This window comes from Cellulomonas terrae (assembly GCF_007990265.1).
GTDB lineage: Bacteria > Actinomycetota > Actinomycetes > Actinomycetales > Cellulomonadaceae > Cellulomonas > Cellulomonas terrae.
Genome location: NZ_BJWH01000002.1, coordinates 136,285 through 151,642, shown reverse-complemented (window position 1 = coordinate 151,642; position 15,358 = coordinate 136,285). Strand labels below are relative to the sequence as shown.

Below are 15,358 nucleotides of genomic sequence, written 5' to 3'. Positions count from 1 at the left end.
AGTCCACCCCGGCCGCAGGCTCGCACCCCGCGCCGGATGGACGCCCGACTGGCACCCTGGGCCCATGCTGATGTGGCCGGGACGCCCCTACCCCCTGGGTGCCACCTACGACGGGACCGGGACGAACTTCGCCCTGTTCTCCGAGGTGGCCGAACGAGTCGAGCTCTGCCTGATCGCCGACGACGGCACCGAGACCAGGACGGACCTCACCGAGGTCGACGCGTTCGTCTGGCACGGGTACCTGCCGGCGATCACCCCCGGACAGCGGTACGGCTACCGCGTGCACGGGCCGTACGACCCGGCACAGGGCCACCGCTGCAACCCGAACAAGCTCCTGCTCGACCCGTACGCGAAGGCGATCGACGGGCAGATCGACGGCCACCCGTCGCTGTACTCGTACGACTTCGACGACCCGACGCAGCGCAACGACGAGGACTCGGCCGCGCACACGATGACGTCGGTGGTCATCAACCCGTACTTCGACTGGGGCCACGACCGCCCGCCGCAGCACGAGTACCACGAGTCGGTCATCTACGAGGCTCACGTGCGCGGCCTGACGATGCAGCACCCCGCCGTGCCGGAGGAGCTGCGTGGCACGTACGCCGGGCTGGCCCACCCCGCGGTCATCGAGCACCTCACGTCGCTGGGCGTCACGGCGGTCGAGCTCATGCCGGTCCACCAGTTCGTCAACGACCCCTCGCTCGTCGAGAAGGGGCTGTCCAACTACTGGGGCTACAACACCATCGGGTTCTTCGCGCCGCACAACCGCTACGCCGCGTTCCAGCACGCCGGGCAGCAGGTGCAGGAGTTCAAGGCGATGGTCAAGGAGCTCCACGCCGCCGACATCGAGGTCATCCTCGACGTCGTCTACAACCACACGGCCGAGGGCAACCACCTCGGTCCGACACTGAGCTTCCGCGGCCTCGACAACGCGAACTACTACCGGCTCGTCGACGACGACCAGGCGCACTACTTCGACACCACGGGCACCGGCAACTCGCTGCTCATGCGGTCGCCGCACGTGCTCCAGCTGATCATGGACTCGCTGCGCTACTGGGTCACCGAGATGCACGTCGACGGGTTCCGCTTCGACCTGGCCGCCACGCTGGCCCGTCAGTTCCACGAGGTGGACCGGCTGTCGGCCTTCTTCGACCTCGTGCACCAGGACCCGATCGTCTCGCAGGTCAAGCTCATCGCCGAGCCGTGGGACGTCGGCGACGGCGGCTACCAGGTGGGCGGGTTCCCCCCGCTGTGGTCGGAGTGGAACGGCAAGTACCGCGACACGGTGCGGGACTTCTGGCGCGGCGAGCCGTCGACGCTCGGCGAGTTCGCGAGCCGGCTCACAGGCTCGTCGGACCTGTACGAGCACACCGGCCGGCGACCGATCGCGAGCCTGAACTTCGTCACCGCGCACGACGGCTTCACGCTCAACGACCTCGTCTCGTACAACGAGAAGCACAACGAGGCCAACGGCGAGGACAACAAGGACGGCGAGAGCCACAACCGGTCCTGGAACTGCGGCGTCGAGGGCCCGACCGACGACCCCGCGATCAACGCGCTGCGCGCACGCCAGCGCCGGAACTTCCTCACCACCCTGCTGCTCTCCCAGGGCGTGCCGATGATCGCCCACGGCGACGAGCTGGGCCGCACCCAGTCGGGCAACAACAACGTCTACTGCCAGGACGGCCCGATCTCCTGGGTCGACTGGGACCTCGACGAGGACAAGACCGACCTCCTGGAGTTCACGCGCCGGCTCGTGCGGCTCCGTCAGGACCACCCCGTGTTCCGGCGCCGTCGGTTCTTCGCCGGCGAGCCCGACCGGTCGGACGACTCCGACCTCCTGGACCTGGCGTGGCTCGCACCCGACGGTCACCACATGCGGGAGGAGGCGTGGGCTGCCGACCACGCGCGTGCCGTCATGGTGTTCCTCAACGGGGACGCGATCCCCGAGCCGGACCTGCGCGGCCAGGAGATCGTCGACGACAGCTTCCTCGTGCTGTTCAACGGGCAGCCGGACCCCGCCACGTTCACGCTCCCCCAGAGCCGGTTCGGTGACGAGTGGACCGCGGTCGTGGACACGGACTCGCAGATCGAGGCCGGGACGACGGTCCAGGCGGGCAGCACCCTGGAGATGCGGGAGAAGTCGATCATCGTGTTCACCCGACCCTCGATCCTTCCGTCGCCGACGTCGTCGGGCATCGGCGCGGTCGCGGCCGCGGCGAGCGAGGCCGCGAAGCAGACGAAGAGCCGGGGGCACGGGGAACCGGCCGACGACAAGCCGAGGCGACGCACCACCAAGCCGCGCCCCAGCGCATGAGCGAGACCCGTCCGACCCCGACCCGCCGGCTGCCGACGGCGGGCCGGCCCGTGCCCGGCTCCACGTACCGGCTGCAGCTCGGCGCGGACCTGACGCTCGACGACGCGGCGGCGCGCGTGCCGTACCTGGCGTCGCTGGGCGTCACGCACGTGTACCTCTCGCCGATCCTGCGCGCGGCCCCGGGGTCGACCCACGGGTACGACGTCGTCGACCACGACGAGATCGCCCCCGAGCTCGGCGGGCTGCCCGCCCTGCGCCGGCTCGCGACCGTGGCGCACGACGCAGGCCTCGGGCTGGTCCTCGACATCGTGCCCAACCACATGGCCGTCCCCACGCCCGTCTGGCACAACCGTGCCCTGTGGTCGGTGCTGGCGGAGGGGTCCGACTCGCCGTACGCGGCCTGGTTCGACGTGGACTGGTCCGCGGGCGACGGCGCGGTCCTCATGCCGGTGCTCGGCGACCGCATCGGCGCCGTGCTGGGCCGCGACGAGCTGGCGCTGGACGAGGTCGAGATCCCTGGCGAGGGCACGCGCACGGTCCTGCGCTACCACGACCACGTCTTCCCGGTGCGGCCGGGCACCGAGTCGCTCGCGCTCGCGGAGCTCGTGGAGCGCCAGCACTACCGGCTCGCGTACTGGCGCGTGGCCGACGAGGAGCTCAACTACCGGCGGTTCTTCGACGTCGGCACCCTGCTCGCGATCCGCGTCGAGGACCCGGTCGTGTTCGACGCGACGCACGCGCTCGTCCTGTCGCTGCTGGCCGACGGCACGATCGACGGTCTGCGCATCGACCACCCGGACGGTCTCGCCGACCCGGCGGGGTACCTGGCGCGGCTGCGCGAGGCGAGCGGTGGCGCCTGGGTGGTCGTCGAGAAGATCCTCGAGGGCACCGAGACGCTCCCGCCCGACTGGGAGACGGCCGGGAGCACCGGCTACGAGGCGCTGTGGCGGATCCAGGAGACGTTCGTCGACCCGGGCGGCGCCGCGGTCCTCGGGGCCGTCATGCACCGGCTCACGGGCGACACCTCCGACGCGTTCCCGGCGATGGCGGAGCAGGCCAAGCGGGAGATCGTCGACGGCCCGCTGTACGCGGAGGTGCACCGGCTGACGTCGCTGGCGGCGGACATCTGCCGCGACGACCTGCGCCTGCGCGACCACACGTGGCGCGCGCTCGAGGACTGCCTGATCGAGCTGCTCGTGGCGTTCGACCGCTACCGCGCGTACGTGGTGCCCGGCGAGCCCGTGCACCCCGAGTCGCTCGAGGTCATGCAGACGGCCGCGACCCACGCCCGGGCGCGTCTCTCCGCGGAGCGCGGCGCGACCATGGACGTCGTCGTGGACCTCCTGCTCGGCCGGGAGGTCGGCAGCGCCGGGCGCACGCGCGGTGCACGTCGTGACGAGCTCATCGTGCGGTTCCAGCAGACGTGCGGTGCCGTGATGGCCAAGGGCGTCGAGGACACCGCGTTCTACCGCTGGACCCACCTGACGGGACTGTGCGAGGTCGGCGGCGCGCCCGAGCAGTTCGCGCTCACGCCCACGGACCTGTCGGCGTGGGCGGCGCAGGTGCAGGTCTCGGCACCCCTGGGCATGACGACGCTGTCCACGCACGACACCAAGCGCGGCGAGGACACCCGGGCCCGGCTCGGGGTGCTCAGCGAGCTGCCGCGCGAGTGGTCCGCCCTCGTCGACGACCTGCGCGCGGCCTCGGCGCCGTACCGCAGCGCGCTGCTCGACGGACGCACCGAGTACCTGCTGTGGCAGACCCTGGCCGGCACGTGGACCGACGAGGGCCCGATCGCCGAGGACCGCCTCGTGGAGTACCTGACGAAGGCGATCCGCGAGGCGAAGAACCGGACCACCTGGACGGCACCCGACGAGCCGTACGAGAGCGCGGTGCTCGACGCCGCGCGGCAGGCCCTGGTCGACCCCACGGTGTCCGAGCTCTTCTCCGGCTGGGAGCTGCGCACCCGCGCGGCGGTCCGTGCCGCGACCCTGGGCACGAAGCTCGTCCAGCTGACCCTGCCCGGCATCCCGGACGTCTACCAGGGCAGCGAGGTGCCGAACCCCGTGCTCGTCGACCCCGACAACCGCCGACCGGTCCCGCTGGAACCGCTCGTCGCCCGCCTGGCGCGCCTCGACGACGGCGCCGGACCGCGTGACCTGGCCGACGAGAAGCTGCTGGTCACCTCGCGCGCGCTGCGTCTGCGCCGCTCGGCGCCGGAGGCGTTCGTCGGTCCGGACAGCGGGTTCCTGCCGCTCGCGCACTCCTCGGGGCACTCGCTCACCTACGCCCGGACGGTGGAGGGCCACGCACGCGTGGCGGTCGTCGCGACCCGGCTCGCGGCCGCGGTGGACCGCCTCGGCGGCTGGGCGGACCACACGGTCGCGCTCCCGGACGGTGACTGGCACGACGTGCTCACCGACCGGCCGGTGACGGGAGGGGTCGTCGACGTCGGACCGCTGCTGGACCGGCTGCCCGTCGCCCTGCTCGTCCGAGCGGAGGGCTGAGGGTGCTCCCCCGCGTCTGGGCGCCGACCGCCGGACGCGTCGACGTGGTGATCGGCGACGAGCACCGGCCGCTGACCGTCGAGGACGAGTGGTGGGTCGGCGACGTCGACCTGGCGCACGGCACCGACTACGCGTTCTCGGTCGACGGCGGCCCGCCGCGGCCCGACCCGCGCAGCGCGTGGCAGCCGCACGGCGTGCACGGCGCCAGCCGCGTCTACGACCCCACGACGTTCCCGTGGTCGGACGAGGGCTGGTCCGGCGTCGACGTGCGCGGGCACGTGACGTACGAGCTGCACGTCGGGACGTTCAGCGACGAGGGCACGCTGACGTCCGCGATCGAGCACCTCGACGAGCTCGTCTCGCTCGGCGTCGACCTGGTCGAGCTCCTGCCCGTGGCACCGTTCAGCGGGGTGCACGGCTGGGGCTACGACGGCGTCGGCACCTTCGCGGTGCACGAGCCCTACGGCGGACCGGCGGGCCTCCAGGCGTTCGTCGACGCCGCCCACGCGCGCGGCCTGGGCGTCTGCCTGGACGTCGTGCACAACCACATGGGCCCGTCCGGCAACTACCTGGGCGAGTTCGGCCCGTACTTCACCGACGCGCACCAGACACCGTGGGGCTCCGCGATCAACCTCGACGGGCCCGAGTCCGCCGAGGTCCGCAGGTGGCTGTGCGACAGCGCGCTGCGCTGGTTCCGCGACTTCCACGTCGACGCTCTGCGGCTCGACGCCGTGCACGCCCTCATCGACTTCTCCGACCGGCACGTCCTGGCCCAGCTCTCCGACGAGGTGGCCGCCCTGGCCGACGAGCTCGGGCGCCCGCTGTCCCTCGTCGCGGAGTCCGACCTCAACGACCCCGTCTCGGTGACGCCGACGGCCGAGGGCGGCTGGGGCATGACCGCGCAGTGGGACGACGACGTCCACCACGCGATCCACGCCCTGGTCACCGGCGAACGGCACGGCTACTACGGCGACTTCGGCTCGCCCGAGGTACTGCGCAAGGCCCTGACCAGCGTGTTCGTGCACGACGGCGGCTTCTCGTCGTTCCGTGGGCGCGACTGGGGGCGACCCGTGCCACCCGGCACCGACGGCCACCGCTTCGTCGCTGCGGCATCGACGCACGACCAGGTCGGCAACCGTGCGCTCGGTGACCGCCCGTCGACGCGGCTCGATCCCGGCCGGGTGGCCGTCGAGGCGGCCGTCGTCCTGCTCTCCCCCTTCAGCCCGATGCTGTTCATGGGCGAGGAGTGGGGCGCGCGGACGCCGTGGCAGTTCTTCACCGACCACCCCGAGCCGGACCTGGCGGCCGCCGTCCGCGACGGCCGGCGGCGTGAGTTCGGCGGCCACGGGTGGGACGCCCTGTACGGCGGCGACATCGAGGTGCCCGACCCGCAGGATCCCGCGACGTTCCGCGCGAGCATCCTCGACCGCACCGAGCTCGACGACCCGGCGCACCCCGAGCACGCCCGCCTGCGCGACTGGTACCGGTCCCTGATCGCCCTGCGCCGCGGGGTCCCCGACCTCGCGTCCGGCGACCTGTCCGCGACGGACCTGGTGTGGGGCGGCGCGTCCGAGCGCGAGCAGGAGGACGTGCCGTGGGACGGCTGGCTGGTGCTGCACCGCGGCTCGGCGCGCGTGGTGGTCAACCTGTCCGGCGAGCCGGCCGCCGTGCCGGTGCACACCGACGGCGCGGTCGACGTGCTGGCGGCGTGGGACCCCGCGAGCGTCGAGCCGACCCCCGGCGGTGCCCTCGTCACCACCGCCCCGCGCTCGGTCGTCGTCCTCGCCTGACGGGTCAGCCGACGAGCGCGGCGCCGTCCGCGGCAAGCGAGCCCAGGCGGGACAGCGCGCGGTAGTACTTCTTGCGGTAGCCGCCCGCGAGCATCTCGGCGGAGAACAGCTCCCGCTCCCCGGCACCGCCGAGCAGCACGGGCACGTCGCGGTCGTAGAGCCGGTCGACCAGCACGACGAGCCGCAGCGCCACGTCCTGCGTCGGGACGGCGTGCACGCCGGTCAGGGCCACGAGGCCGACGCCGTCGAGCAGCGCGCCGTAGCGGCTGGGGTGGACGGTCGCGAGGTGGGCCAGCAGGTCGGCGAAGTCGTCCAGGGTCGCGTCCGACCGCCGACCGGCCGCGGCGCGGACCTCGTCGTCGTCGAGCCCGTCGGCGTCGGTGACGACCGACCGGTGCCGGTAGTCGTCACCGTCGACCCGCAGGACCTCGAACCGGGCGGCGAGCGCCTGGATCTCGCGCAGGAAGTCCTCGGCCGCGAACCGCCCCTCACCCAGCGACCCGGGCAGGGTGTTCGACGTGGCGGCGAGGGCGACGCCGCGGTCGGCGAGCTCGCGCAGGAGGCGGGACATGAGGACGGTGTCGCCCGGGTCGTCGAGCTCGAACTCGTCGATGCAGACGAGGCGGCGGGTGGCGAGGGCCTCGACGGTCGGCAGGAAGCCGAGGGCCCCGACGAGGTTGGTGTACTCCACGAACGTCCCGTAGGCCGTGTCCTCGACGCCGACGGCGTGGGCGAGCGAGGTGAGCAGGTGGGTCTTGCCGACGCCGAACCCGCCGTCGAGGTACACCGCGACGGGGGCGGCCTTGCCGCGCTTCCAGAACGACCTCTGCCCGCCGCGCCGGATCTGCTCGGCCGCGGCCGACAGCCGGGCCACCGCGGCGGCCTGGGACGGGTGCGCAGGGTCGGGCCGGTAGGTGGCGAAGGACTCGTCGGCGAAGTGGCGGGGCGGGACCAGCTCGGCGAGCAGGCGGTCCGGTGGCACGACGGGACGCCGCTGCGTGAGGCTGGCAGGTGTCACGATCGAGCAGCCTACGTCGCGCGCACGACGACCCCGGAATCCCTACAGAGATGGTCGCTCTTACCGCGTCATGGACACTCGTCCCACATGTCGACCTGGACATCTCATGATCCGGACGCCCTCTCCCGCGTTCGGCGTACGCGTGACAACCTCTTCAGGTGATCGCCCCCGGGTTCCGCCTCTCGTGTCGGTGCATGTGCACCGCCGCCGCGGACCTGTGCGTGTGCTGCTGTCCGCGGAGCAACTGACCGCCCCCTCGTCCCTCGGGCGCGCGGTCTGCGTCCCGAGAACCGCTTCCCCCTGAGCGGTGGGTGCAGGCGCACGTCCACGTTCTCCCGGAGATAACGCCCTATGGCGCAGACCAGGATCGCCCCGCCCGCTGCTCGCGCAGAGGGCCAGTGGGCGTTCGACCAGAAGGAACCGCTGAACGGCAACGAGCTGTTCAAGCAGCAGGACGACGCGCTCAACGTCCGGCAGCGGATCGAGGACGTCTACTCCCGTGAGGGCTTCGCGAGCATCGCGCCCGAGGACCTGCGCGGACGGATGCGCTGGTGGGGGCTCTACACGCAGCGCAAGCCCGGCATCGACGGCGGCAAGACCGCGACGCTGGAGCCGCACGAGCTGGACGACGAGTTCTTCATGCTCCGCGTGCGCTGCGACGGGGGCGCCCTGAGCCTGCAGCAGCTGCGCACCGTCGCGGACATCTCGGTCGAGTTCGGCCGCGGCACCGCCGACGTCACGGACCGGCAGAACATCCAGCTGCACTGGATCCGCGTCGAGGACGTCCCGGAGATCTGGCGCCGGCTCGAGGCCGTCGGGCTGAGCACCCAGGAGGCGTGCGGCGACTGCCCGCGCGTCGTCCTCGGCTCCCCCGTCGCCGGCGTCGCGGCCGACGAGATCATCGACGGCACCCCTGCCGTGCGCGCGATCGTCGACAACTACATCGGCGACCCGCGGTTCTCGAACCTGCCCCGCAAGTTCAAGACCGCGATCAGCGGCTCGCCGCACCACGACGTCGCGCACGAGATCAACGACGTCGCGTTCGTCGGCGTGGTGCACCCCACGCTCGGCCCTGGCTTCGACCTGTGGGTCGGCGGTGGCCTGTCCACCAACCCGAAGCTCGGCGTCCGCCTCGGTGCGTTCGTCACGCTGGAGCAGGTCCCGGACGTCTGGGTCGGCGTCGTGAGCATCTTCCGCGACTACGGCTACCGCCGACTCCGGACGCGTGCGCGCCTGAAGTTCCTGGTCGCCGACTGGGGACCCGAGCTGTTCCGGCAGGTGCTCGAGGGCGAGTACCTCGGGTTCGCGCTGGAGGACGGCCCCGAGCCTCCGCCGCCGCCCGGTGGCCGTCGTGACCACGTCGGCGTGCACCCGCAGAACGACGGCAACTTCTACGTCGGCATGGCGCCCACGGTCGGTCGCATCTCGGGCGAGCTCCTGCAGCAGCTCGCCGACCTGGTCGAGGCCGCCGGGTCCGACAAGGTCCGGCTGACGGTCGAGCAGAAGATCGTCGTGCTCGACGTCGCCCCCGAGAAGGTGGACCCGCTGGTCGAGGGCCTGGAGGCGCTGGGCCTGCCGGTCCGGGCGGCGAGCACGTTCCGTCGCGGCACCATGGCGTGCACCGGGATCGAGTTCTGCAAGCTCGCGATCGTCGAGACCAAGGCCCGCGCCACGCACGTGATCGGCGAGCTGGAGAAGCGGCTGCCCACGTTCGACCAGCCGATCACCATCAACCTCAACGGCTGCCCCAACTCGTGCGCCCGCATCCAGACCGCCGACATCGGCCTCAAGGGCGCGCTGGCCGGCGGCGAGGACGGCTACCAGGTGCACCTCGGCGGCGGGCTCGGCCTGACCAGCGGGCTCGGCAAGACGCTGCGCGGTCTGCGCGTCCCGGCTGAGGAGCTGCCCGACTACATCGAGCGCGTCACGCGCAGGTTCGACGAGCAGCGCCTCGACGGCGAGCTGTTCGCGCAGTGGGCCCAGCGGGCGGACGAGGAGGACCTGCGATGAGCACCAGCGGCTCCGAGCGAGCGGTCCCCTACTACTGCCCGTTCTGCGCGAGCGAGGACCTGTGGCCGAACGGGGAGACCCACGGCCAGTGGGAGTGCCGCTCGTGCACGCGCGCGTTCGGCCTGAGGTTCGTCGGGCTGGTGGCGCGATCATGAGCGGCGCCCTCAGCACGACGGACCTGCAGGAGCTCGCGGAGCAGGCCGGCCGCGACCTCGAGGGTGCCCACCCCGCGGAGATCCTGCGCTGGGCGGCGCAGACGTTCGGCACCGACCTGGTGCTCGCGTCCTCGATGGGCGACGAGGTGCTGGTGCACATCGCGGCCGAGGCCGTGCCCGGGATCGACGTGATCTTCCTCGACACCGGCTACCACTTCGCCGAGACGCTGGGCACGCGCGACTACTACGCCGACTTCACGAACATCTCGCTGCGCACGATCCTGCCGCTGCGCACGGTCGCCGAGCAGGACGCCGAGCACGGCGAGAAGCTCCACGACCGGGACCCGAACCTGTGCTGCGCGCTGCGCAAGGTCGAGCCGCTCGAGCGCGGCCTGGCCCCGTACACGGCATGGGTCACCGGCATGCGCCGCGAGGACGCCCCGACCCGCACCGACATCACGGTGGTCGGCTGGGACGCCAAGCGCGGCAAGGTCAAGCTCAACCCCCTGGCGGCGTGGACGCAGGACGACGTGGACGCCTACGTCGCCGAGCACCACGTGGTGCTCAACCCGCTGCGCCAGGCGGGCTACGCGTCCATCGGGTGCGCCCCCTGCACGCGGGCCGTCGCCCCCGGTGAGGACCCGCGCGCGGGTCGCTGGTCCGGTACCTCCAAGATCGAATGCGGGTTGCACACATGACGGGCTCGACGACGACGCTCACGCAGCTGGACGCCCTGGAGTCCGAGGGCATCCACGTCATGCGCGAGGTGGCCGGCGAGTTCGAGCGTCCGGTGCTGCTGTTCAGCGGCGGCAAGGACTCGATCGTCATGCTGCACCTGGCGCGCAAGGCGTTCTGGCCGGCTCCGGTGCCGTTCGCCCTCATGCACGTCGACACCGGGCACAACTTCCCGGAGGTCATCGAGTACCGCGACCGGGTGGTGGCCGAGCACAACCTGCGGCTCGTCGTGGCCAGCGTGCAGGACGCCATCGACGACGGCCGCGTCGCCGAGCGCGCCGACGGGTCACGCAACCCGCTGCAGACCGTCCCGCTGCTCGACGGCATCACGGCGAACAGGTTCGACGCGGTGTTCGGCGGCGGTCGTCGCGACGAGGAGAAGGCCCGCGCCAAGGAGCGGGTGTTCTCGCTGCGCGACGAGTTCGGCCAGTGGGACCCGCGCCGGCAGCGCCCCGAGCTGTGGGACCTCTACAACGGTCGCCACAAGCCGGGTGAGCACGTGCGCGTCTTCCCGCTGTCCAACTGGACCGAGCTGGACGTGTGGCGCTACATCGAGCGCGAGCAGATCGAGCTCCCGGCGATCTACTACTCCCACCAGCGCGAGGTCTTCCTGCGCGACGGCATGTGGCTGGCGCCGGGAGGCTGGGGCGGCCCGCGGGCGAACGAGACGCTCGAGGTCCGCACGGTCCGGTACCGCACCGTCGGCGACATGAGCTGCACGGGCGCCGTGGAGTCGACGGCCGCCACGATCCCCGAGGTCATCGCCGAGGTCGGCGCCAGCCGGCTCACCGAGCGGGGCGCCACCCGCGCCGACGACCGCGCGTCCGAGGCCGCCATGGAGGACCGCAAGCGCGAGGGGTACTTCTGATGGGCGCCGCCCCGACCATCCTGGAACCGACCGAGGAGACGCAGCACGTGACCGAGCACGCGACGCGGGACCTCCTGCGCCTGGCCACGGCCGGATCCGTCGACGACGGGAAGAGCACCCTCATCGGTCGGCTGCTCTACGACACGAAGTCGGTGCTGGCCGACCAGCTCAGCGCGGTCGAGGCCGCCACGCTCGCCCGCGGCGGCGGCGAGGTCGACCTGGCGCTGCTCACCGACGGTCTGCGCGCCGAGCGCGAGCAGGGCATCACGATCGACGTGGCGTACCGCTACTTCTCGACCGCGACGCGCGCGTTCGTGCTGGCCGACACCCCGGGGCACGTGCAGTACACGCGCAACATGGTCACCGGCGCATCCACGGCCGAGCTCGCGATCGTGCTCGTCGACGCCCGCAAGGGCGTGCTGGAGCAGACCCGTCGGCACGCCACGATCACCGCCCTCCTGCGCGTCCCGCACGTCGTGCTCGCCGTGAACAAGATGGACCTGGTCGACTTCGACGAGGCCACGTTCCGGGCCATCGCCGACGAGTTCACCGCCTACGCGCTGAGCCTCGGCATCCCCGACGTCACGGCCGTCCCGCTGTCCGCCCTGACCGGCGACAACGTGGTCGACCGCTCCACCCGGACGTCCTGGTACGACGGCCCGACGCTGCTCGAGCACCTCGAGTCGGTCCCGGTGGGCCGCGACGCCCTGTCCGAGCCGTTCCGCTTCCCCGTGCAGGTCGTCATCCGCCCCCGCACGGCGGAGCACCCCGACTACCGCGGCTACGCGGGCCGGGTCGCGTCCGGCGTCGTGTCCGTCGGGGACGAGGTCACCGTGCTCCCGTCGGGCAAGCGCAGCACCGTCGTCGGCATCGACACGTTCGACGGTCCGCTGACCGAGGCGCACGCCCCGCAGTCGGTCACGCTGCGGCTCGCGGACGACGTCGACGTGGCGCGCGGCGACGTCCTGGTTCCCACCGCGTCGACCGTCGAGGTCGGCTCCGACCTGGAGGGCACGGTCTGCTGGCTGGCCGAGAAGCGCAGCGTCCTGGGTGCCCGCCTCCTGGTCCGCGTCGGCACCCGCACCGTCCGTGCGCTGCTGCGCGAGGTCAACGCCCGGCTCGACGTCGACACCCTCACGGTCGAGGCGTGGGACGGCGTGGACACCCTGCACGCGGTCGACGCCACCGACACGTCCTCGGACATCCCACCGCGCGCGCTCACGCTCAACGCGATCGGCCGGGTCAAGATCCGGTTGGCCGAGCCGATCGTGCTCGACGAGTACGCCACCCACCGCCGGACCGGCGGGTTCCTGCTGGTCGACCCCGCGGACGGCACCACGCTGGCCGCCGGGATGATCGGCGCGACCCTGCTCGACCGGCTCGCACCGACGCCGAGCGCCCAGGACGACGACGACTGGTTCGCCGGGGCGGGCATATGACCTCCCCGCAGCACGCGCTGTTCCTCGACCTCACCGGCCGGCGCGTCGTCGTCGTCGGGGGCGGCCCCGTCGCGGCCCGGCGGGTCGCCCGGCTGGTCGAGGACGGTGCGGACGTCCTCGTCGTCGCCCCGGCACTGTGCGAGGACCTCGCGGACCACGTCGCCGCCGGCCGCGTGACCTGGCGGTCGCGCGACTACCTGACCACCGACCTCGACGGCGCCTGGCTCGTGCACACCGCGACGGGTGACCGGACGGTCGACGACGCGGTCGCCGCCGACGCCGAGTCGGTGCGGCTGTGGTGCGTGCGGGCCGACGACGCGAGCGCCTCGACCGCCTGGACCCCGGCCGTCGCGCGCTCCGGCGACGTCACGGTCGCCGTCGGCACCGGCGGCGACCCCCGCCGGGCCGTCGCCCTGCGCAACGCGGTCGCGCTCCTGCTCGACACGGGCGAGCTCCCGCTGCGCCACCACCGGCCGAGCACCGGGCGGGTCACGCTCGTCGGCGGCGGTCCGGGCGACCCCGGGCTCATCACCACGCGCGGTCGCCGGGCGCTGGCCGAGGCCGACGTGGTCGTCGTCGACCGGCTCGCCCCCCGCACGCTCCTCGCGGAGCTGGACCCTGCGGTCGAGATCATCGAGGCGGGCAAGTCCCCCCACGCGCACACGCTGACCCAGACCGAGATCAACGCCGTGCTCGTCGAGCGCGCCCGGGCCGGCCACCGCGTGGTGCGGCTCAAGGGCGGCGACCCGTACGTGCTCGGCCGCGGCGGCGAGGAGGTTCTCGCGTGCGTGTCCGCGGGTGTCCCGGTCGAGGTCGTGCCGGGCGTGACCAGCGCGCTGGCGGTGCCCGCGGCCGCGGGCATCCCCGTCACGCACCGCGGGCTCGCCCGCCAGCTCACCATCCTGTCCGCGCACGACCAGGCACCCGACTGGGAGACGCTCGCGCGGCTCGACGGCACGCTGGTGCTGCTCATGGGCGTCGCGCAGCTGCCGTCGCACACCCGGGCGCTCCTGGCGCACGGGAAGGACCCGGGCACGCCGGTCGCGATCATCGAGAACGGCACCCTCCCCGGGCAGCGCACCACCGTCGGGACCCTCGCGGACATCGCGCACCTCGCCCGGGAGCGTGGCGTCGGCAACCCGGCGGTCGTCGTGATCGGCGACGTCGCCGCCCTGGCGGACGTCCTGGCCTAGGTTGGCCGACGTGCCCGACCTGCCCGCGCTCGACGTCCTGCTCCCCGCCGACGCGCCCACGCGCCTGCTCGCGCCACGTGCCGACGAGGCCGAGCTGATCGGCCTGTTCGCGACCGACCCAGCGACCGGGGTCCACGTGCGCGCCAACATGGTCAGCACCGTCGACGGCGCCGCCACGGGAGCCACCCGGGTCAGCGGCTCCATCAACGGGCCCGCCGACCTCCGCGTCTTCCGCGTGCTGCGCGCCCTGGCGGACGTGGTCCTGGTCGGCGCAGGCACGGTGCGCGCGGAGCGCTACACGCCGCTCGACGTCCCCGCCGAGCTCCGGGCGGCACGCGCGGCGCTCGGTCGTCGCGACGCGCTCGAGCTCGCCGTGGTCACCGCCAGCGGTGAGCTCCCCGGCTCCCTGCTCGACACCGACCGTCCCCCGCTCGTCCTCACCACCGCGTCCGCCGCGTCGCTCGGCACGTTGCGCGCACGCCTCGGGGACGACCGCGTGATCGTCGCCGACGGCGGGACACCGGGTGCGGTCGACCCCCGTGCCGTCGTCGCCGCGCTCGCCGACCGCGGGCTGGTGCACGTCCTGGCCGAAGGTGGCCCGACCCTGCTCGCCCAGCTCGTCGACGCGGACCTCGTCGACGAGCTCTGCCTGACGTGGAGCCCGCAGCTCGTCGGCGGGCCCGCGGGGCGCATCGCGCACCTGCCCACGTGGTTCGCGCCCGCCCGTGCCCTGACCCTCTCGCACCTGCTCCACGCGGACGGCGTGCTGCTGGGCCGCTGGCAGGTGGCTAGGCTCGGCGCGTGACCGACACGATCATCGTCCTCACGGAGGACACCCTCGCCAGCGCCGACGTCGAGAAGCTGCTCGCCCTGCACGAGGGCGAGACGTACGCGTACCGCGTGCTCGTCCCGGCGGACACGGACCGCCCGCTCGTCTCGACGATCATCGACAGCCTCAGCATGGGCGAGCTCAAGGAGGCGTGGCACCGCGCGCTCGGCAAGGAGCCCTCGGCGCACGAGGCGAAGGCCACCGCCGCCGAGCAGCTGGCCGGCAGCATCGCCGCGTTCGTCGCCGCGGGGCGCGAGGCCACCGGGACGGTGGTCGAGGACGACCCGCTGCCCGCCCTCAAGGCCGCCGTCACGGACGGGGACGTGGTCGAGGTCGCCGTGGTCACCTACCCGCACGCGGTCGAGGACACGTTCCACCGCGACTGGGCCTCCCGGGCACGCGAGGAGCTCCAGGTCCCCGTGCTGCACCTGTACGCGGGCACGAGCGAGCTCGGCTGACCGACGACGACGGGCGGCACCCTCCGGTGCCGCCCGTCG

Annotated in this window: 12 protein-coding genes; 11 read left to right on the top strand and 1 reads right to left on the bottom strand. The window is 73.0% G+C overall.

From position 1 onward, the window contains the following. The first annotated feature begins 64 nt into the window (after nt 1–64). The 3 genes from glgX to treZ are packed head-to-tail and all read left to right on the top strand — an operon-like array spanning nt 65 to nt 6,614. Nucleotides 65–2,317, top strand: a complete 2,253-nt coding sequence (glgX, locus tag CTE05_RS02875) for a glycogen debranching protein GlgX (protein WP_146844610.1) — start codon at nt 65–67, stop codon at nt 2,315–2,317. Further along, nucleotides 2,314–4,824, top strand: coding sequence for a malto-oligosyltrehalose synthase (treY, locus tag CTE05_RS02870; protein ID WP_146844609.1), 2,511 nt, complete (start codon nt 2,314–2,316; stop codon nt 4,822–4,824). Before glgX ends, treY begins: the two co-directional genes overlap by 4 nt. Before the next feature lie 2 nt (nt 4,825–4,826). Then, entirely contained in the window at nt 4,827–6,614 is a 1,788-nt protein-coding gene (gene treZ / locus CTE05_RS02865; protein ID WP_146844608.1) for a malto-oligosyltrehalose trehalohydrolase, read from the top strand. A gap of 4 nt (nt 6,615–6,618) precedes the next feature. Here treZ and zapE read toward each other — a convergent pair whose 3' ends face one another. After that, entirely contained in the window at nt 6,619–7,632 is a 1,014-nt protein-coding gene (gene zapE / locus CTE05_RS02860; RefSeq protein ID WP_246123221.1) for a cell division protein ZapE, read from the bottom strand. A gap of 351 nt (nt 7,633–7,983) precedes the next feature. Between zapE and CTE05_RS02855 the strand changes: the two genes are divergently transcribed. From CTE05_RS02855 to CTE05_RS02825, 8 genes are read left to right on the top strand one after another with little or no spacing between them, the layout of a single operon-like run. After that, the gene (locus tag CTE05_RS02855) at nt 7,984–9,642 is read left to right on the top strand and encodes a nitrite/sulfite reductase (protein WP_146844606.1); all 1,659 of its coding nucleotides are present in this window, start codon (nt 7,984–7,986) and stop codon (nt 9,640–9,642) included. After that, on the top strand, nt 9,639–9,797 hold the full coding sequence (locus tag CTE05_RS20125; RefSeq protein WP_186814713.1) for a hypothetical protein: 159 nt from the start codon (nt 9,639–9,641) through the stop codon (nt 9,795–9,797). Before CTE05_RS02855 ends, CTE05_RS20125 begins: the two co-directional genes overlap by 4 nt. Beyond that, nucleotides 9,794–10,495 (top strand): phosphoadenylyl-sulfate reductase, encoded by a 702-nt coding sequence (locus tag CTE05_RS02850; RefSeq protein ID WP_146844605.1) that lies wholly within the window; start codon nt 9,794–9,796, stop codon nt 10,493–10,495. The genes CTE05_RS20125 and CTE05_RS02850 overlap by 4 nt, the downstream gene beginning before the upstream one ends. After that, entirely contained in the window at nt 10,492–11,400 is a 909-nt protein-coding gene (cysD, locus tag CTE05_RS02845) for a sulfate adenylyltransferase subunit CysD (RefSeq protein ID WP_186814712.1), read from the top strand. Before CTE05_RS02850 ends, cysD begins: the two co-directional genes overlap by 4 nt. Beyond that, complete coding sequence (locus tag CTE05_RS02840) at nt 11,400–12,839, top strand: sulfate adenylyltransferase subunit 1 (RefSeq protein WP_146844603.1); 1,440 nt, start codon at nt 11,400–11,402, stop codon at nt 12,837–12,839. Before cysD ends, CTE05_RS02840 begins: the two co-directional genes overlap by 1 nt. Next, nucleotides 12,836–14,032, top strand: a complete 1,197-nt coding sequence (cobA, locus tag CTE05_RS02835; protein ID WP_146844602.1) for a uroporphyrinogen-III C-methyltransferase — start codon at nt 12,836–12,838, stop codon at nt 14,030–14,032. The genes CTE05_RS02840 and cobA overlap by 4 nt, the downstream gene beginning before the upstream one ends. A 10-nt stretch (nt 14,033–14,042) precedes the next feature. Beyond that, nucleotides 14,043–14,837: a dihydrofolate reductase family protein gene (locus CTE05_RS02830; RefSeq protein WP_146844601.1), complete on the top strand. Its 795-nt coding sequence runs from the start codon at nt 14,043–14,045 to the stop codon at nt 14,835–14,837. After that, a complete protein-coding gene (locus CTE05_RS02825) occupies nt 14,834–15,319 on the top strand; it encodes a hypothetical protein (protein WP_146844600.1) in 486 nt (161 codons plus the stop codon). The genes CTE05_RS02830 and CTE05_RS02825 overlap by 4 nt, the downstream gene beginning before the upstream one ends. Nucleotides 15,320–15,358: the final 39 nt, after the last annotated feature.